This window comes from Streptomyces sp. NPDC004327 (assembly GCF_042873935.1).
Lineage (GTDB): Bacteria > Actinomycetota > Actinomycetes > Streptomycetales > Streptomycetaceae > Streptomyces.
Genome location: NZ_JBIAME010000005.1, coordinates 1 through 18,359, shown reverse-complemented (window position 1 = coordinate 18,359; position 18,359 = coordinate 1). Strand labels below are relative to the sequence as shown.

Below are 18,359 nucleotides of genomic sequence, written 5' to 3'. Positions count from 1 at the left end.
GGCCGGCCCCGCGGCGCATGCTCAGGCCGCTCCCCTTCCGCGCAGTTGCCCGTCCTCCCGCGGCCCGGTGTCCGGGAGCAGGGGGCGCGGCGGCGGAGCGGGCGCGTGCACGAGGCGGATCAGGTCGTTGCGCGAGCGGACCGACAGCGCCTGGAAGATCTTGCGCAGGTGGTAGTTGACCGTGTGGGGTGACAGGTAGAGGCGCTCGGCCATCTCCTTGTTCGTCAGTCCGTCCGCCGTGAGCCCGGCGATGACGACCTGCTTCTCCGACAGCTCGTCCCAGCCCGGGATCGTGGTCCTGTCCCGCGCGGCGGAAGGCAGCGCGCCGCCGGACGGACCCGCGTGCCGGTCGCTCATGCGCGTCACCGCGTTCGAGGCGCGGGGCGGGCCGGAGGGGCCGGCGTCCGCACCCGACTGGCACACCGTCATGAACCCCCGTACCGGCTTGACGGCGGCGGGGGAGGCGGGGTGACGGTGGGGCGCGTCGGACATCCGGGGCGCCGCCGCGAAGCGCGTCGCCCGGTACTGGTCCATCTGCTCGCGCACCGCGGCCCGAGCCGTGGCGGGAATCGAGTTCAGCACGACGCACCGGAACAGCTCGTTCGCGAAACGTACGCCGTCCTCGTGCTCGGTCAGGAGACCGGAGACCATGGCCTCCTGCAGGTCCGGCAGCAGACGGGAGGGCTTCACCCCGAGGATCTCGGCGAGTTCCGCGAACGTCACGCGGCTGCCCGCGACCGAGGCGACGGAGAGCATGTGGGCGGACGAGGGCGAGCAGTCCTGCAGATAGCGCCGCACCAGTGAGGTGAAGCGCTCGGGCAGGGCGGGACGGGCGAGGTGCGCGACCGCGCCGGCTTCCAGCTTCCCCTCGTCCAGCAGTCCCCCGACGAGCACGTCGAGGGCCTGGGGGTGGCCGGACACCGCGGCCACCATGCGGGTGAGCTCGGCGTCCAGCCGCAGGCCGAGGAGGTCGTGCGCCATCTCCTGGGCCGCCCGGTCGTCCAGGGCGCCGAGCCGGAACAGCCGCTGATGCCCGGCGGCGGAGGCCAGGGCGATGTCGACCGGGCTGTTGGGCCGGCCCCACCGTCGGCTGGTGCACCACACGACCGGCACGTTCGCGGCCCTCATGCGCAGGTCCGCGAGCCGTCTCACATCGGAGGCGTCGGAGCAGTGGACGTCGTCCAGGAGGACGACGAGGGGACCGTCGAACCCCTCGTGGTCCTCGTGCAGACCGCGGATCACCGTGGCACCGGATGCCACCGCCAGGGCTCCGGCCTCGGCGAGCAGACGGGATCTGCCCATGCCGGGCGTCCCTTCGAACGAGATGTGCACGCTTCTCGCGTGGTCCGGGCCGTGGATCGCGTGACGAAGCGCCGAGATCTCGGCCGGTCGGCCACGCAAGGGGCGGGACCCGGCCTCCAGCACTGCTTTCACGTGTCGGTCACCTTCTGTCGAGGGGGGCTGGGCGACGGATGGGGAAGGACTGGGGCACGGGACCGGTGTTCCGACCGGCCGAAGGGCGGCACCAGCACGATCGTCGCCAGTGACGAGGGTGGCGGCCGCCCGAGCGGTCGTGCGGCGGCGGCGTCGCCGAATAAAATCTCACCCGCGGCGCGAGGCGGCGCAAGTTCGGCGATGCACGCGGTGCCTACTAGGTCAAGTCGCCTGCCTGCCCGGCTGGTTGGGCGCCATCGCGCCGTGCAGCAACAGGTCCCAGGTCCGCGCGGCACAGTGGACGGCCGTCGTGTCGCGGTCCGCACGGGGGCTGGTGCAGCGGGCGCACTCCTCGATGCCGGTGATGAGGAACTGCACCGACTCGGCGAGCGCCGCCGGGACGACCCCGCCGCGCAGCCGCCCCTGCTCGTGCGCCGTGGTGAGCAGCTCGGTCAGGCTGGCGAGCCAGGCGTCGGTCCAGGCGCCGTGGATCGAGCGCTCCCGGGTCAGCCGCGCGGCCGCGCGCACCATGGTGCTCTCCTCCAGGAGCCGGGCGATCGACAGGGTCAGCGACCGCGCCTTGCTCAGGGGCGGGGCCGCGAGTTCGCCGATGCGCCCCGTGACGAGCCGGGTCAGCTGGATGCCCGAGGACTCCACGGCGTCCGCCAGGTCCAGTTTGGTGGGGAAGTGGAAGGTCAGCGCGCCCATGGAGATGTCGGCGGACTTGGTGACGCACGTCAGCGGAGTGCCGGCGTATCCCTTGCGGTCGAACTGGTCGGCCGCGGCCTCCAGGATCAGACGTCGTGTCCGTACCGCTCGTACCTGCTTCACTCCGGCCTTCTCCTGTGACGGACACGATTCCGAATACTGAGACATGGCTTTCCAACTCCTCGTCATCCAACGTACGGCCGACCAGCCCCGTCGGGAGGTCAACGGCCGAAACTGATCTCAAAAAAGAGAGAACGCTTGCTATGTTTCTTGGGTCGCGGGTCTCATCAAAGCCGCTAGGGGGACGGAAGCATCATGCTCAACCAGCGCATCACGGGTTCAGCGTCGACGTGCGGAACGCCGTTGGCCGAGTTCGTCGAGACGGTCTTCGGCAGCCTGCCTCGTGTCGATCAGCGCCGCTGGGCCGATGTGTACCTGCGCGGCCTGCTGAACGCACCGGGCCGCAAGACGATGAAGCGGCTCGCCCGGCAGCTTCCGTGCGAGAGGAGTGCCGCTCAGGCGCTGCAGCAGTTCATCACCTCGAGTCCGTGGGGCTGGAGCGAACCGCGGACCGTGCTCGCCCGCATGGCGGCCCGCGAGCTGCCGGAGTACGCGTGGGTCACCCGGACGGTCGTGTCCGAGAAGCGCGGTCACCGGTCGGTCGGCGTCCACCGGCGCTTCGTGCCCGAACTGGGCGCCACGGTCAACTGCCAGATCGGCGTGGGTCTGTTCCTCGCCTCGGAGTCCGAGGCGATCCCCGTGGACTGGCGGCTCGTCCTGGACCCGGTGTGGAGCGGCGACGCCGAGCTGCGGCGACTGGCGCGCATCCCCGACGAGGCCGGGTCCGGCTCGGCGTGGGAACAGGCCCTGGAGATGGCGGAGACCGCCGATCTGCTGAGGCGCTCGGAGCGGGCGCCGCTCGTGGCCGACCTGACGGCCACCGGCGATCCGGCCCTGCTCACCGGTGCCCTGGCCCGCGACAGGAGGGAGTTCCTCGTCCGGGTACGGCCCGACCAGCCGGTCCTGGAGGCCGCCCGCGCGATGGCGCCCTCGCGGGGCATCGCGCCGCCTTCCCCGGTCACGACGGCCGAGCGCCTCTTCGAGGAGGGCACGACGGGGCAACGGCAGGTGTTCCCGGCCCGGTTCGCCGACGGGGCGGGGCCGGCGCGACTGAGCTCCGCGCTCGTCCGGCTGCCCGGTGCCGCCGGCACCGCTCCCGGTGGCGGGGGACCCTTCCACCGGCTGCTCGTCCTGAGCTCCGCCGACGGGCGAACCCCGCCCCAGTACTGGATCAGCGCCCTGCGCCGCCGAGGCGTACGGGAGGTGCTGTCCCTGATGCGGCGACAGCAGGTGGTGCAGTCCACCGTGCGCGTCCTCGGCGAGGACTTCGGGCTGACGGACTTCGAGGGGCGGTCCTTCCCGGGGTGGCACCACCACATGACGATGGTGTCCGCCGCGTACGCCTACGACGTGCTGTCGCGGCGCGCGGTGCGCCTGACCGCGTGACGCGACGCCCGGAGTCAGGCGGCGGTCCAGCCGCCGTCCACCGCCATGGCGGTGCCGGTGACGAACGAGGCCCGTTCGCTGCACAGCCAGGCCGCGGCCTCGGCGACCTCCTGAGGCACCGCCATCCGCTTCTGGACCGAACGGTTCACGAAGCGGTGCTCCAACTCCGGTGCCTTGTCGAGGACTTCGTCCATGAGCTCGGTCCTGACGCTGCCCACGACCAGGGCGTTCACCCGGATGCCCCGCTCCCCGTACTCGGCCGCCGCGGCGCGGGTCAGCCCGAGCACCGCGTGCTTGGCCGCGACGTACGGGGCACCGGAGCCGGGCGCCTGAACGCCCGCCACGCTGGAGGTGTTCACGATCGAGCCGCCGAGTCCGTCGGCCAGCATCGCCGGTATCTGGCTGCGCAGACAGTTCCAGACGCCCCGGACGTTCACGTCCATGACCCGGTCGAAATCGGCCGGGTCCGTCTCGTGCAGCAGCCGCCCGACCGACGCCCACCCGGCGTTGTTGAAGGCCCCGTCCAGCCGTCCGAACCGCTCCACCGCCGTGGCCACGGCGCGCGCGACGTCCTCCTCGCGCACCACGTCACCGGCCGCGGCCACCGCCGTGCCCCCGCTCTCGGCGATCTCCTCCGCCAGGTCCCGCAGGCGGTCCTCCCGCCGGGCCATGAGCACCACGTTGGCGCCCTCGGCGGCGAAGAGCCGGGCCGCGGCGGCGCCGATGCCGCTCGAACAGCCCGTGATCATGATGGTCTTGCCGTGCAGAATCACGCGTCCTTCATCCTTCTCTCGGTGTGCCCCGGCCCTGCCGCTCGTGCCGTGCCGCGCCGTCAGCCGAACGCGGCGCGATTCCGGCGGGCCCAGGCCGCGAACTCGGCCGGCGGTCGGCCGGTCACGCGTGCCACGTCGTGCGTCACGGACGCCTTGGCGCCGGCGGCCTGGCGGCGTGCGCTCTCCAGCAGCGCCTCGGCGACGGGGCGCGGATAGCGGGCGAGCCAGCGTGCCATCGCCTGATCCTCGGTCAGTTCCAGGTGTCTCAGGGGCTGGTGGAGGCAGGCCGCGAGTTGCTCGACCTGCTCCCGCGCCGACAGGGCGGCCGGCCCGGTCAGTGCGTAGGCCCGGCCGGCGTGCTCGGCACCGGTGAGGGCGCGGGCGGCGACCTCGGCCACGTCCGCGGGGTCGACGCAGGCGTTCGGCGCGTCGCCGTACAGCGTCGCCACCGGCTCGCCGGCGCGCACGGAGCCGGCCCACGCCAGGCAGTTGGACATGAAGGCACGGGGGCGCAGGAGCGTCCACGTCATGCCCGACGCCTGCCAGAGCCGTTCGCATTCCCGCTGCCAGCGGGTGACGAGGTCCTGCGCGTCCGGATCGGTGACCGCCAGGGCGGACAGCTTCACCACATGGCGCACGCCGGCCGTCGTCGCCGCGTGCAGGAGGTGCGCGTCATGGCGCGGGCTCGCGGGGTCGAAGGTGACGACGAAGAGGGCGTCCGCCCCCTCCATGGCCCGGTCCAGTCCGCCCGGCACGTCGAAGTCCGCGCGGACGAGGCGGCCGTGCACGCCGAGCCGGGCGGCCCGCTCGGGGGACCTGGTCAGCGACAGGACGTCATGGTCGGCGGCGAGCAGGGCGGTGAGCCGGCGGCCGACCGTTCCGCCGGCGCCGGCGACCGCGATGCGCAGGCTCATCCCGTCTCACCCCGGCGCGGATCCAGGTCGATCCGTGCGATCACCTCGGGCGGTGCGAACCCCGGCAGCAGCATGCGCCACATGCGGACGGTGCGCTCCGGCAAGTCGCGCCGGCTGCTCACCAGTTGGGAGTACAGCTGGATTCCGGTGCATGCCCCGACCAGGAACTCGGCGATGTCCTCGGAACGGGCGTCTCCCGTCAACTCGCCCTGTTTCTCGGCGTCTTCCAGGCACTGGACCATTATTTCCCGCCAGCCGAGGTAGGAGGAGGGGTCCTGGACGCCGAAGCTTCCCTGTTCCACCGAGAGGCGCACACCTGCTCGCAGGAGGGGGTTCACCTGGAGTTCGCACGCCCACACGAGCGTGATGTCGACCAGGCGCTGCAGCCCGTCGGAGGCCAGCTTCGGCTGGATCTGCTGGGGTTGCGCCTCCATGACGGCGAGGGCCAGGCCCTCCTTGGACTTGAAGTGGAAGTACATGGCACCGGCGGTGACGCCGGCCCGCTCCAGGATGCGGGCGATGCTGGCGCCCGCGTAGCCGTACTCGTCGAACGCCTCGGCTCCCGCGCGCAGCAGTATCTCGCGGGTGCGCAGGGCGCGTTCCTGTGGCAGGCGCGTCATCAGCCCGCTCCTCTACATCGCGTCATCGTTGCTCCCGACGCCTCCTCGACAGAAAAAAGAACGTCCCTTACGTTTACATGCAACTGATCACATCGTCCAGCCGCAGTCGCTGCGCCTTGTGGCGCGGCCGCCGGCGGGACGCGTCGAACGGGAGTGATGTTGTCCACGTCCTGTGCCCTCGTTTCCGCTGCCCAGGCCCCGACCACGGTGGCCCAGCGGTCGGTTCACAAACGGAACGCCGCCGAAGTGCTTCTGACGGGATGGCGGCGGATCGCCGACGACCGGTTCGTCGTCACCGCCCGGTGGCCGCCCGGCCACGCCTTCTACGCCGTGCGCGACCACCGGCACGACCCGCTGTTACTCACGGAGACCATCCGCCAGTCCTTCCCGTTGCTCGCCCACGAGGCGTACGGCGTGCCGTTCGGCCACCATCTGGTGTGGGACAGCTTCACCTGGTGCCTCAACCCCGACCTGCTGCGCGCCGACGGCTCGGCCGCGGAACTCGAACTCCGCGTCACGGCACGGGAGGTGGTGCGCCGCAGGGAGAACGTCGTGGCGCTCTCGCTCGCCTACGACGTCGTCCGTCACGGAAGGCCGCTGGCCACGGCCGTCAGCCGCTTCACGATCCAGGCGCCGGCCGTCTACCGGCGGTTGCGCGGCGACCACGGGGACCTGGCCGCCGTACGGCCGATACCCGTGCCACCCGCCGTCGACGCCCGGCACGTGGGCAGAACGGACGCCGGAGACGTCGTCCTTTCGCCCGCCGACGCCCCGCACCGCTGGCAGCTGAGGGTCGACACGGACCACCCGACGCTCTTCGACCACCCCGTCGACCACGCCCCGGGCATGCTGCTGCTCGAAGCGGTGCGCCAGGCGGCGCACGCCGTGTCGGAACGGACCCCGGTGAGCGTGATCGCGATGGACGTCCGGTTCCACCGGTACGCGGAACTGGACGCCCCCAGCTGGGTGGAGGCACGGCGGACCGGGAGCGACGTCGTGGGGCGTCCCCGGCTGGCCGTCACCTGCAGCCAGGCGGACGGCGAGCTGTTCTCCTGCACGGTCACGCTGGACGAGGAGCCGCGCGGGGCCGCGTAGCCGGCGTCGTACCCGGTGCGCGGGGCCTCGCGGCGCGCCGTACACGAAACGGGCGGCCGGCAGGATGTCGGCCGCCCGTCTCGTGCGCGCTCAGACCTGTTCGGCCTGCTTGGCGGAGGCGCTGCCGCTCGGTACGGCGGCGGCCGCGGCCGGCTCCGGCGCGGCCGCGGCCGCGGGGGCCGAGCGGCGACCGAGGTCGGGGAGCACGGTCGCCAGACCGAGCACGGCCATGATCGCGCCCAGCCACAGCGGGGCCCGCAGTCCCCAGGCGTCGATCACGACGGCGCCGATGGCGGAGCCCAGGATGATGCCGAGGGTGATGAAGGAGGAGTGGACGGTGTTGACCAGCGGGCCGGCGTTCCCGGTGCGCTGGACCCGGGTCGCCATGGCCGGGTTCATGGTGACGCCGACCAGGCCGATGCCCATCATGCAGATCACGACCGGTACGGGCAGGTCGGCGAGGAGCGCGAAGCCGGTCAGGAACACCGTGTTGAGCACGAGGCCGACGGCGAGGACGGGGACGGTGTGGCGGTCGGCGAAGCGGCCGACGATGTTGTTGCCGACGACCGTCGCGGCACCGTAGGCGATCAGCAGGACGGGGACGGTGCCGGCGGAGAAGCCGGCGAGGTCGGTGAGGATCGGGTTGAAGTAGCTGAAGGCCGAGAACGTGGCGCCGATGATGAGCGTGCTGGTGCACAGCACCAGCCACAGCTTGGGCTTGCGGAAGACGCCGATCTCCTGGCGGAGGCCGCCGCCGCCCTCGGCGCGCTCGATGCGGGGCACGCCGAACAGGGTGGCCACGGCGGCGAGCAGGGTGATGCCGGTGATGGTCCAGAACGCCGCGCGCCAGCCGAACCGCTCGCCGACCAGCGTGGAGATGGGCAGTCCGAGCAGGGTGCCGAGCATGAGGCCGTTCATCGCGACCGCGATCGCGCGGCCGCGGATCTCGGGCCGGGTGATCTGGGCGATCATCGAGATGCCCACGCCGAAGAAGGCCTGGGAGGCGATGCCGGTGATGATCCGCGCGGCCATCATCGTGGCGTAGCCGGTCGCGGTGGCCGCGAGGACGTTGCCCGCCAGGAAGATGACGAACAGCACCATCAGCGCCGTGCGCGGGGGGAGCTTCATGACCGCCATGGTGAGGAACGGCCCGCCGGCCGCCATGGCCACCGCGAACGCGGTGATGAGGTATCCGATCTGCGGGATGGTGGCGTTCAGGCCGTCGGCCATCTGCGGCATCAGTCCGGCGACCACGAACTCGCTGGTCACCATGGCGAAGATGCCGAGTGCCAGGACGTATACGGCGCGAGGCACGTTCGGTCTCCTTGAATTATGGATTGATCAGTTCAAAACCAGGGCAGGGGCAGCCGGAGCCCGGGACGGGGCCGGGGCGCCGGCGTGGGTGACGGACCGGTGGGGCGATCCGCCTGTGTGCGTCAGTGCGTCAGTGCGTCAGTGCGTCAAGGGTGACCTCGGCGATCGACTCCAGTGCGGCGCGGTCGGCACCGCCCTGGCTGGAGATGCGCATGCCGCCGATCGCCGCGTTGATGAAGCGGGCCAGCGCTCCGGCGTCCCGCCGCGAGGTGATGCTGCCGTCCCGGCGGCCCTCCTCGACCACCGCGCGCAGCACCGCGAGCCTGCGTGCGGTGTCGCGCTCCAGCATCTCCGCCGCCCGGCTGTCGCGGGCTGCCAGTTCGACCGTGGTGTTCACGGTCAGGCAGCCCAGGCTGCGACCGCCGGACCGGTGCTCGGTCTCGCCGTCGACGACCATGGCGAACAGGGTGCGGATGCGGTCGGCGGCGCTGCGCCGCGTGTCCTCCAGGACGCCCAGCTGGGTGGTCGTCATGGTCTCGATGTAGTGGGCCAGTGCGCGCTCGAAGAGGTCGTGCTTGCTCTTGAACGTGTTGTAGATGCTGCTGCGCCCCAGGCCGGTGGCTTCGCACAGGTCCTGGGTGGAAGTGGCCTCGTAGCCCTTCTCCCAGAACGTGCGCATCGCCGCGTCCAGGGCCCGTTCCTCGTCGAACATCCTCGGTCGGGCCATGGAATGACCGTAGCACGTTTTGAATCGCTCGGTCCAATAGTCGGGGGCGGTCCGGAAGCCGGCGGTCGTCACGGCGCTCCCGCCTGGTAGCGCGCTCCCCGGACGGCGCGCGGTGACCACGGACGGCGTCCGGTGCGGAACATCGCGTCCGCGCGCGCGAGCGCACCCGGCCGCAGCTCCTCGGTTCTGCCGAGCACCGACAGGCGGGTGGCCGACTCGTCCCCCAGATACAGGGAGCTGAGGTCCCGGACGTCGATCCTGAGGTCCGCGGCGCGGGTGGTCCGGGCGCAGGAGGCTCCGTCCCGTGCGCCGTCGAGCAGCCACCGGCCGGCCGCGTACCCGGCGGCATCGGTCACCTCGAGCACCAGACCCGCCTCGATGCCGTAGGTGCGGGCGGCCAGTGTGCGGGGCGTGTCGAGGACGCGCAGCCACATGTAGTCGCTGAGCGCGCTGATCCGGGCCGCCCGCGGGTCGCCGAGCCACAGCGGGAGCAGCGTGTCGGGGGCGCGGTAGGGCAGGTGGACCGTGGTCACCCAGTCGACCGTCACGGCGTAGCGCAGCAGCGCCGCCTCCGCCCGCGCGGACACGGCGACCAGGTCGCGGATCCACAGCGGCGACTGGGGCAGCATGGCGCCCCAGGTCTCCTCGGCGCTGAAGCTGAGCAGACCGTCCGCCTCGCCCGAGTCCGGATCGAAGTGCAGGGCGAAGAAGGGCTCGGAACGGCCGCCCCCCGACCCCTGCCCGGCGGCCTCCTGCCACCACGGCTCGTCGCGGCGCAGCGCTCCGGGCTGCTCGGCGCGCAGCCGCTCGTACACCCGCGGCGCGGCCTTGAGGTACTCGCGGGCGTCGACGAGCAGCACACCGGAGGTGTCGGCGGTCCGCGCGGGATCCAGGCGGGCCCGGTGCACGTCGATCTCGAACCAGGCCATCGCCGTGGCGGGCCCGAATCCGTAGCGGCCGTAGAGCGGGTACTGCGCGGCGTCGAGGACGGCGACGGGCTCTCCGCGCTCGAAGGCGCCTTCGAGGTCCATCGCCACCATCCTGTTCAGCAGTCCCCGGCGGCGGTGCGTGCCGGCGACGCTGACCTTCGAGATGGCCGAGGCGGGCAGGAAGGCGCCGCCCGGCACGGTGAGTTCCTGGGCGGAGCTCCGGTAGGTACCGACACACCGGTCCATGTCGAAGGCCCCGATGAGCCGGTCCCGCGCCGTCGTCGACCGCAGGGCCTCGACGCTGCTCTCGGTGTACGGGTGCAGATACCCGTTGCCCCAGGTGCGGGTCCAGGCGGGAAGGTCGTCCTCGGTGACGGAGCGTATGTCGATCACCGCTGTATCGGTCATTGCTGCTCAACCTCCGGTCGGCCCGGGGCGGCGGCGCGGCTGCCGGAGCCCGCGCCGCCGCACCGGGCCCGCGTCAACGGCTTGCCTTGATGGACAGCGAGTGGCGGAAGTAGTCGGTCGGGTCCCAGCGGCGCTTGATCTTCTGCAGCCTGCGGTAGTTGTCCTTGTAGAACAGCGCGTGCCAGGGCAGACGGGACCGGTTGTAGCGGGGATCCGCCATGTCCGTGTCCGGGTAGTTGATGTACGTGCCGTCGGTCACGCCGTCGATCGCCGGCACGCCTCCGGTCTCGGCGAAGACGTCCTGGTACCAGTCCCTGATCCACCGCATGTACCGCTCGTCGCGCCGCTCGTCGGACCAGATGTTCTGGAAGATCACCTTGAAGGCCGAGTCGCGCTGGGCGCTGGCGGTCGCGTGCGGTGCGACGCCGTTGATCCGGCCGCCGAAGGACAGCAGGACCAGCGTGGTGTCCCGGTTGTCCGGCGCCGGGTCGGACAGGGCGCGGTAGAGGGCGGCCACCTGGTGGTCCGTGAAGTTCTTGCGGAAGTAGGCCGCCTTCAGGCCCACGCGCGCGATCGGGTTGGCACCCACCGGGTCGGGGGCGCCCAGCATCCGGGCCGCCGCGAGCCACGGCAGCTCGGCCGGGCGGAAGTAGTTCGGCATGGACGCGAGTTCACCGCTGGGCCGGTCCATCGGCACCGCTTCGAGGCCCGTCCCGTCGAGCAGCTCCGCCAGATACGCGTCGAGGAGCGCACGTGAGCGGGGAATGGTCGCGTCGATCTGGGTGTAGAGGCTGAGCCGGCCGAAGGCCCTGGCGTTGACGTTGAACAGGCTGCTCAGGTGACGGTACTCGTCGTCCGGACCGCTGTGCCGCTCGTGCCAGGAGCCGAAGTTCTTCAGCAGACGGCTGAACGAGGCCTCGTCGAGCTGGTCCCAGAGGAAGTCGACGGCGCTGACCCACACCCGGGACGGCGGGTTGACCAGCTGGTCCTCCGGCCGGCTGCCGGTGGCCTCCGGCGAGCGGAACCAGTAGCGGGTGGCCAGGCCGAAGTTGCCGCCGCCACCGCCGGTGTGCGCCCACCACAGGTCGCGGTTCGGGTCGTCCTCCTCCCGCGTGGCGACGACCGTGCGCACCTTGCCGGCCGCGTCCACGGTGACGACCTCCACCGCGTAGAGGTGGTCGACCACCAGGCCGTACGCCCGGGAGAGCATGCCGTAGCCGCCGCCCGACACATGCCCGCCGGCCCCGACGCTGTGGCAGACCCCGCCGGGGATGGTGACGCCCCAGCCCTTGTAGAGGGCCTCGTAGACGTTGTAGAGCCGGGCGCCCGCCTCCACGTAGAACGCGCGGAAGCGCGGGTCGTAGCCGACGCCGGTCATCTCCGAGAAGTCCAGGATGACCTCCACCTCGGGATTGCAGGTGAAGTCCGCGACGCAGTGTCCGCCGCTGCGCACCGACACGCGCTTGCCCAGGCGGAACGCGTCGCGCAGCGCTCCCTCCGCGTCCGCCGCGGAGCGGATCATCTTGATGTACTCGGGGCGCGCGACGTGCCGCTTGTTGATGCCGGTGGTCAGCAGCTCGTAGCGGGGATCACGCGCGGACACCTTCGCGCCGACGGCGGTGGGGGCACCGTGGGCGGCGCGGGCACCGGAGGCGGCCGCCGCTGCGGCCGGCGGCGCGGCCGTCAGCGCCGCGGCACCGACCGCTGCCGCGCCGCCCGCCAGGACGGACCTGCGGCCGAGACGTGCTGATGACATGGGTTCCACCTCTTGGGCTGTGACGAGGGCGAGCGGATCGGCATTCCCGGCCCGTTTGCGCTTTCGTCGGCAGGCGACCGGATTCCTCTCACGCCGGGCAATGGAAAAGAGGCTAGGACGCGTCCGGCCGGACCTCCACTAGTGGCGTGGGTAGTCGCCGGCCTACTCGCTTCTACCGGACCGAGTAGAAAAGCGTCGGAGCAGCCGATTCCCCTTGATGGGCGTTCTTCGCCGACCCTAAAGTCCGGTCCCATGGACAACGTCAGGAATCTCGCCGGAAAAATAGCCCTGGTCACCGGAGGGAATCGGGGCATCGGCGCCGCGATCTCGCGCCGGCTCGCCGCGCACGGGGCCGATGTCGCTCTCACGTTCGCCCGGAACAAGGACCAGGCCGAGACCGTCGCCGAGGAGATCCGCGCGGCGGGAGGCCGCAGCCTGGCGATCGCCGCCGACGCCAGTGACCCGGAGGCCGTGCGGACGGCCGTGGACGCGGTGGCCCGCGAGTTCGGGCGCATCGACATCCTGGTCAACAACGCCGGCTACATGGACATGTCGATGCCGTCCCTGGAGGAGCTGTCGCTCGACATCCTGGACCGCACGCTCGACGTGAACACGCGCGGCGCCTTCCTCACGGCCCAGGCCGCCGCCCGGCACATGGGCAGCGGCGGACGGATCGTCAACATCAGCAGCTGCCTCGCCACCCATGTGCCCGGACCCGGCATGACCGCCTACGCCATGAGCAAGGCCGCGATCTCGGGCCTCACCCTCGGCCTGGCGCGCGACCTGGGACCGCGCGGGATCACCGTCAACCAGGTGGCACCGGGCTCCATCGACACCGACATGAACCCGGCGGACGGTCCTTCGGCCGACTACCAGCGCTCGCAGAACGTCTTCGGCCGGTACGGGAACGCCGACGAGATCGCTCACACGGTGGCGTACCTCGCGTCCCCCGAGGCGGCGTTCGTCACCGGGGCTTCGGTGGCGGTGGACGGGGGATCCAACCTCTGACCGGACGCCGCGCCCGGTCGATACCGCCATCGGGCGTCCGTCCGATGCACCACCGCACAGAAGTGGGTTGAGCCATGCGAGCACTTGTCATCGATCACTCCGCACCCGGCGGGCTGCGTCTCGCCGACGTACCCGATCCGGTGCCGGGCCCGGACGAGGTCCTGGTCAGGATCGCCGCGACCTCCCTCAACTACGGGGAGCTGCCCGCGACCGGCAACGCCGCCGCCCCGGAGGGCGAGGTCCCGGGCTGGGACGCCGCGGGCACGGTGGAGCGGGCCGCCGCCTCGGGCGCCGGGCCCGCGGCCGGTGCCCGGGTCGTCACCTGGGGACTGGGCGGCGGCTGGGCGGAGCTGCGTGCGGTGCACGTCGGCGAACTCGCCGTGCTGCCGGACGAGGTCGACTTCGTGAGGGCGGCGGCGCTGCCCGTGGCGGGGCTGACCGCCCTCCGCGCGCTGCGCCGGGCCGGTGTCAGGCCCGGTCACCGGGTCGCCGTCACCGGCGCGTCGGGCGGCGTCGGGCACTTCGCCGTGCAACTCGCCCGGCTGCAGGGCGCCGAGGTGGTCGCGGTCGTGGGCGCCCCGGCCCGCGGGGAGGGACTCGCGGAGCTGGGCGTGAAGAGCGTGGTGACGAAGCCGGCCGAGATCGACGAGCCGGTCGACGTCCTGCTGGACAACGTCGGCGGCCCGCAGCTCGGCGCGCTCCTCGGCTCCATGGCCGACGGCGGCACCGTGATCTCCGTCGGAGCGGCGTCCGGGCAGGACACCCCGCTGGCGCCCTACCAGCTGGTCGGCAAGCGGCTCACGCTCGTCGGCCACCAGGACGGCGGAGGCAGCGCCGCCGACCTGGCGCACCTGGCCGGTCTGGTCGCCGACGGCCGGCTGACGGTGAGCGTGGGCCGGGTGGCCGACTGGCAGGCGGCCGCCGAGGTGGCGGACGACATCGTCGGCCGCCGGGTGCGGGGCAAGGCGGTGCTGACCCTGGCCTGACTCCGCCCCCGTTCCCCGCGCACGCACGTGACCGAAGCGCGTCGCCGTTTCCCCCCGGCGACGCGCTTCTTCGCGTTCGGGACCACGCCGGCCCGACGCTTTCTACTCGGATGAGTAGGGCAAGTAGCCCGAGAATTACCTGAATTACCAGTGGTCAATTCTCCGGTGAATTGAATAGCGTATTTCCCGGAGCGTCGAGACGATGAATCGAGGGGCTGTGTCCACGACGGCTTACAGCAATCCGCACCGCGTAGAACTCCGTGATCCGGTGCCCGAGGCGGCGGACCTGCGCTCGGCCATGCGCCTGTTCCCCACGGGCGTCGCCCTGCTGTGCACCGGCACGGGCGAGACGGCCGTGGCCATGACCATCAACGCCCTCATGTCCGTGTCCCTGACGCCGCCGCGCATCCTCGTCAGCGTGGCGCACACGGCACGCGCCCTGCCCGTCCTGTCCGCCAGCCGGACCTTCTCGGTCCACCTCCTCGGTGCCCGGCAGGAAGCGACCGCCGCACGGTTCGCCTCCCGGGAGAAGCCGGCGGGCACCGCCCTGGAGGGTGTGGTGGAACGGGACGTCCTGCCGGGCGCCCTGGCCACGCTGCGGTGCTCCGTGGAACAGGTCTTCCAGGGCGGGGACCACAGCCTGTTCCTCAGCCGGGTCGACTCGATCGGACACGGCGCGGAAGACGACGAACCTCTCATATTCCACCGCGGAACTCTCGGATCCAAGCAACGGTGAGGTGTCCCTTGTCTGTTCTCCCTGCAGGAATCCCGGCCGGCGCGGTACAGGCCGCCGGTGAGAAGTCGAAGCCCCTGCCGCCGGGCGCCAACGTCAGCATGTTCGACCCCCGCGACATCTACGGCATCGTCCGGCCGCGCACCGTCGACGAAGTGCGCGACATCGTGCGGGCCTTCGCCCGGACCGAGGGAGGTCCCCGGCTGCAGGCCCTGAGCACCGGCCGCAACTGGGGCCTGGGCTCCCGGGAACCGGCCCGCGACGAGGTGGTGACCCTGGAACTGCGGGCACTCGACGCGGTCCGCGACCTCGACGTCGAAGGCGGCTGGGCCGTCGTGGAGCCGGGCGTCACCCAGCTGCGCCTGGCCGAGCTGCTCGCCGGCACCGGCCGGATGCTGAACGTGACCGCCTCCTCCGGCCACACCAGCGTGCTCGGCAACATCGTCGACCGGGGCGTGGGCCTGCGCCGGCAGCGCACCCTGGACCTCGCCGGCCTCGAAGTCGTCCTGCCGGACGGCGAGCTGATACGCGTCGGCTGGTGGCCGGACGGCGAGCGGCCGGGAGCGGTCAACCCGCAGGGCCTCGGTCCCTCGCCGCTCGCCCTGTTCACCCAGTCCGACCTCGGCATCGTCACCGCGGGTGTCGTACGGCTGCTGCCCCGCCCGGAGGACCAGCGCGTCCTGCGCCTCGGATTCGCGGGCGACAAGCTGACGCAGGCCATCGACGAACTGCGGCGCTGGACGGCGCAGGGACTCGTGTCGGGGGTCCTGAAGGTCTACGACAGCGTCTCCAACGAGTCCTACGGCGGCGCCGCGGAGGCCTACCTGGCCCATCTGTGCGTGAGCGGCACCGAGCGGTCCGTGGCCGCGGTCACCCGGGTCATCCAGGAAGAGGCCGAGCACAGCGGCCTGTTCACCCGGGTCCTGCGCTCGGACGAGCACCCTCCCGCGGAGGACGACCTCGTCGCCCGGGCGGTGGAGCGGCTCTACGCCGGAGACCCCTCGCGGAGCGAGGCGATGCTGAGGAACGCCGTCGGCCAGGACGCGGACCGGGTCGACGCCGAGGGCGGCGGCTGGCTCTTCTTCCTCCCGCTCGTCCCCTTCACCGGCCGCGCGATCGCCCGCGCCCAGGAACTCCTCGCCCAGGTCCACGCGGAGACCGGCGTCCGGGCGGGCTCCACCATCAACGCCCTGGACCCGGACGTGGTCGACCTGGTCGTCAACTTCCGCTTCCCGCGCACCGAGCGCGACGCCGAGCGGGCGCACCGGGCGCTCGACCGCACCTACGAACTGTTCGCCGAGGCCGGCTTCCACCCCTACCGCCTCGACTCCGACCACCACGCGTGGGTGGACCGGCTTTCGCCCGACCCCGCCGCGCGGGACCTCGTCCGCCGGCTGAAGCAGACCCTCGACCCCCGCCAGGTGATCGCACCCGGCCGCTACGCCTGACCGTCCCACACCACCGGAGGACACCGTGACCATCGCACCGCCGCAGATCCCCGACACCGCGGAGGACATCCTCCGCCACGCCCGTGAGGCCGTGCCGTTCCTGCGCGAGCGGGCCGCCGCCATCGAGGCGGCCCGTCACCTCCCCGAGGACGTCGTCGACCTGCTCCGGCGGGGCGGCGTGTTCCGCGCCGCCGCGCCCAAGGACCGCGGCGGACCGGAGCTGACGTCCATGGAACAGACCCGGCTCATCGAGACGCTGGCCACCGGAGACGTCTCCACCGCCTGGTGCGCCATGATCGGCATGGACTCGGGCATCTACGCGGGCTACCTCACCGAGGAGGCGGCCCAGGAGTTCTACGGCGAGCTCGACACCCCCAACTCCGGCTGGATCCACCCGCAGGGGCGGGCCGAGCGCGTGCCCGGCGGCTACCGGGTGTCCGGCAACTGGCGCTTCGGCAGCGGCTCCACGCACTGCGACGTCCTCGTCGCGGGATGCCAGGTGTTCAAGGACGGCCTGCCCGAGACCGACCCGGTCACCGGCGACCCGGTGGAGTGGCGCGTCATGGTGGCCCGCCCCGATCAGTACGAGATCGTGGACACCTGGTTCACGACGGGGCTGGCCGGCAGCGGCAGCCGCGACTACAAGGTGACCGACCTCTTCGTGCCGGAGGAGCACTCCTTCTCGTTCCATGTGCCGCGGCGCACGGGCCCGCTGCACGCCACGCCCGACGCGATCCTGCGCAAGATGTCCGGGGTCCCCCTGGGCCTCGCCCGCGCCGCCATCGACCATGTGCGGGAGCTCGCCCTCGCCCGGGTGGACCGGGAGACCGGGACGCCGTGGACGCAGAGCCCGCGCGTGCAGTCGGCCCTCGCCCGGGCGGAGATGGAGCTGGCCGCGGCGCGCGCCGGCGTCTACTCCAGCCTGGAGGAGCAGTGGGCCGCCCTGGAGCGCGGCGACGAGACCACCGCACAGCTGCGCACCGCGACCGCGCTGGCCCGCTATCACGCCTTCCGTACGGCGCGGGAGATCGTCTCGGCCCTCTTCGACCTGGTGGGAGGCTCGTCCATCTACCGCGAGAAGTCCCCGCTGGACCGCTGGCTGCGCGACGCCCACACGATGTGCCAGCACGCCGTGGCCCAGGAGTCGATCCTCGAACTCACCGGGCGCGTCCTCCTGGGCGGCGAGTCCCGCAGCCCCTTCATCTGACCGTCGCCCGACTCCCCGGCACGGGCAAGGGTGCCGAGAAACGTAAGGAACAGAACCGTGTCGCAGAGCACCACCCCCCAGCCGAAGAGCCACGACGCACACGACCACCACGACCACCACGAGCACGCGCGGCAGCCCGCCCGGGACATCGTCCACGTCCCGGCGGGCGAGGGCCGGTCCGTGTGGCTGAGCGGCGACGTCTACACCGTGAAGCTGACCCACGAGGAGTCCGGCGGCTCCCTGACGTTCCTGGAGGCCAGCGTCCCGCCCGGCGGAGGACCGCCGCTGCACATCCACGCCGACGCGGACGAGGCGTTCTACCTGCTCTCCGGCGAACTCGACATCACGGCCGGGAAGCGCACCTACGCCGTGCGGCCCGGAGACTTCGTGTTCATCCCCAAGGGCACCGCCCACCGCTTCCGCAACAACGGCATCCACACCGCACGCCAGCTGCTGCTGTTCAGCCCCTCGGGAGTCGACCGCTTCTTCCTGGAAGCGGGCTCGGCCCCGGTCCCGGGCACTCCGCCCCCGCCCCCGGAGACCGAGGACCTGCCGCGGGTCATCGCGATAGGGGAGCGCCACCACCTCTTCCAGGCCGAGGAGGAACCCCGATGACCACCCCGACGCTCTCCCGCGCGAAAACACCCGGGACACCCGGGACACCCGGGACACCCGGGACACCCGAGGCGACCTGGCGGGACCTGCCCGCGGCGCAGCAGCCTGAGTACCCCGATGCCGAGGCTCTGCGCGACGTCGTCGCGGAGCTCGAGTCCTATCCTCCGCTCGTCTTCGC

General features: G+C 72.1%; 18 protein-coding genes. 9 read left to right on the top strand and 9 right to left on the bottom strand.

Features of this window, described 5'->3' with window-relative positions; genetic code table 11:
• Positions 1–21: 21 nt before the first annotated feature.
• Together ACFYU9_RS17750 and ACFYU9_RS17745 are read right to left on the bottom strand one after the other, a co-directional pair.
• Positions 22–1,302, bottom strand: coding sequence for a LuxR C-terminal-related transcriptional regulator (locus ACFYU9_RS17750; protein WP_389206808.1), 1,281 nt, complete (start codon positions 1,300–1,302; stop codon positions 22–24).
• 354 nt (positions 1,303–1,656) lie between these two features.
• Positions 1,657–2,265 (bottom strand): TetR family transcriptional regulator, encoded by a 609-nt coding sequence (locus ACFYU9_RS17745; protein WP_389206806.1) that lies wholly within the window; start codon positions 2,263–2,265, stop codon positions 1,657–1,659.
• Between the two features lie 240 nt (positions 2,266–2,505).
• Here ACFYU9_RS17745 and ACFYU9_RS17740 point away from each other — a divergent pair, with 240 nt between their 5' ends.
• Complete coding sequence (locus ACFYU9_RS17740) at positions 2,506–3,648, top strand: IS701 family transposase (RefSeq protein WP_389206804.1); 1,143 nt, start codon at positions 2,506–2,508, stop codon at positions 3,646–3,648.
• Positions 3,649–3,662: 14 nt separating this feature from the next.
• Here the strand turns inward: ACFYU9_RS17740 and ACFYU9_RS17735 are convergent, their stop codons facing one another.
• From ACFYU9_RS17735 to ACFYU9_RS17725, 3 genes are read right to left on the bottom strand one after another with little or no spacing between them, the layout of a single operon-like run.
• Positions 3,663–4,421: an SDR family NAD(P)-dependent oxidoreductase gene (locus ACFYU9_RS17735; protein WP_389206802.1), complete on the bottom strand. Its 759-nt coding sequence runs from the start codon at positions 4,419–4,421 to the stop codon at positions 3,663–3,665.
• Positions 4,422–4,480: 59 nt separating this feature from the next.
• On the bottom strand, positions 4,481–5,335 hold the full coding sequence (locus ACFYU9_RS17730) for an NAD(P)H-binding protein (RefSeq protein ID WP_389206800.1): 855 nt from the start codon (positions 5,333–5,335) through the stop codon (positions 4,481–4,483).
• Complete coding sequence (locus tag ACFYU9_RS17725) at positions 5,332–5,955, bottom strand: ScbR family autoregulator-binding transcription factor (protein ID WP_389345326.1); 624 nt, start codon at positions 5,953–5,955, stop codon at positions 5,332–5,334. Before ACFYU9_RS17725 ends, ACFYU9_RS17730 begins: the two co-directional genes overlap by 4 nt.
• Before the next feature lie 156 nt (positions 5,956–6,111).
• Here ACFYU9_RS17725 and ACFYU9_RS17720 point away from each other — a divergent pair, with 156 nt between their 5' ends.
• Complete coding sequence (locus ACFYU9_RS17720; protein ID WP_389345325.1) at positions 6,112–7,050, top strand: ScbA/BarX family gamma-butyrolactone biosynthesis protein; 939 nt, start codon at positions 6,112–6,114, stop codon at positions 7,048–7,050.
• A gap of 90 nt (positions 7,051–7,140) precedes the next feature.
• Here the strand turns inward: ACFYU9_RS17720 and ACFYU9_RS17715 are convergent, their stop codons facing one another.
• From ACFYU9_RS17715 to ACFYU9_RS17700, 4 genes are all read right to left on the bottom strand, one after another.
• Entirely contained in the window at positions 7,141–8,364 is a 1,224-nt protein-coding gene (locus tag ACFYU9_RS17715; protein WP_389206795.1) for an MFS transporter, read from the bottom strand.
• A 130-nt stretch (positions 8,365–8,494) separates the two neighbouring features.
• Positions 8,495–9,091, bottom strand: coding sequence for a TetR/AcrR family transcriptional regulator (locus ACFYU9_RS17710; protein ID WP_389206793.1), 597 nt, complete (start codon positions 9,089–9,091; stop codon positions 8,495–8,497).
• A gap of 68 nt (positions 9,092–9,159) precedes the next feature.
• Entirely contained in the window at positions 9,160–10,428 is a 1,269-nt protein-coding gene (locus tag ACFYU9_RS17705) for a GNAT family N-acetyltransferase (protein WP_389206791.1), read from the bottom strand.
• A gap of 73 nt (positions 10,429–10,501) precedes the next feature.
• The gene (locus tag ACFYU9_RS17700; RefSeq protein ID WP_389345324.1) at positions 10,502–12,184 is read right to left on the bottom strand and encodes an FAD-binding oxidoreductase; all 1,683 of its coding nucleotides are present in this window, start codon (positions 12,182–12,184) and stop codon (positions 10,502–10,504) included.
• A gap of 252 nt (positions 12,185–12,436) precedes the next feature.
• On the opposite strand from ACFYU9_RS17700, the gene ACFYU9_RS17695 reads away from it, so the two are divergent.
• The 7 genes from ACFYU9_RS17695 to ACFYU9_RS17665 all read left to right on the top strand — a co-directional run.
• Positions 12,437–13,192 (top strand): SDR family NAD(P)-dependent oxidoreductase, encoded by a 756-nt coding sequence (locus ACFYU9_RS17695; protein WP_389206787.1) that lies wholly within the window; start codon positions 12,437–12,439, stop codon positions 13,190–13,192.
• A 74-nt stretch (positions 13,193–13,266) separates the two neighbouring features.
• Entirely contained in the window at positions 13,267–14,178 is a 912-nt protein-coding gene (locus ACFYU9_RS17690; protein WP_389206785.1) for a zinc-binding dehydrogenase, read from the top strand.
• A 217-nt stretch (positions 14,179–14,395) separates the two neighbouring features.
• Complete coding sequence (locus ACFYU9_RS17685) at positions 14,396–14,914, top strand: flavin reductase family protein (RefSeq protein WP_389206783.1); 519 nt, start codon at positions 14,396–14,398, stop codon at positions 14,912–14,914.
• Positions 14,915–14,922: 8 nt separating this feature from the next.
• On the top strand, positions 14,923–16,359 hold the full coding sequence (locus ACFYU9_RS17680; protein WP_389206781.1) for an FAD-binding oxidoreductase: 1,437 nt from the start codon (positions 14,923–14,925) through the stop codon (positions 16,357–16,359).
• Positions 16,360–16,384: 25 nt separating this feature from the next.
• On the top strand, positions 16,385–17,566 hold the full coding sequence (locus ACFYU9_RS17675; RefSeq protein WP_389345323.1) for an acyl-CoA dehydrogenase family protein: 1,182 nt from the start codon (positions 16,385–16,387) through the stop codon (positions 17,564–17,566).
• Between the two features lie 57 nt (positions 17,567–17,623).
• Positions 17,624–18,181 (top strand): cupin domain-containing protein, encoded by a 558-nt coding sequence (locus ACFYU9_RS17670; RefSeq protein ID WP_389206777.1) that lies wholly within the window; start codon positions 17,624–17,626, stop codon positions 18,179–18,181.
• Positions 18,178–18,359, top strand: a 182-nt coding sequence (locus ACFYU9_RS17665; protein WP_389345322.1) for a 3-deoxy-7-phosphoheptulonate synthase, incomplete at its 3' end; no start/stop codon positions are given. The genes ACFYU9_RS17670 and ACFYU9_RS17665, both read left to right, overlap by 4 nt.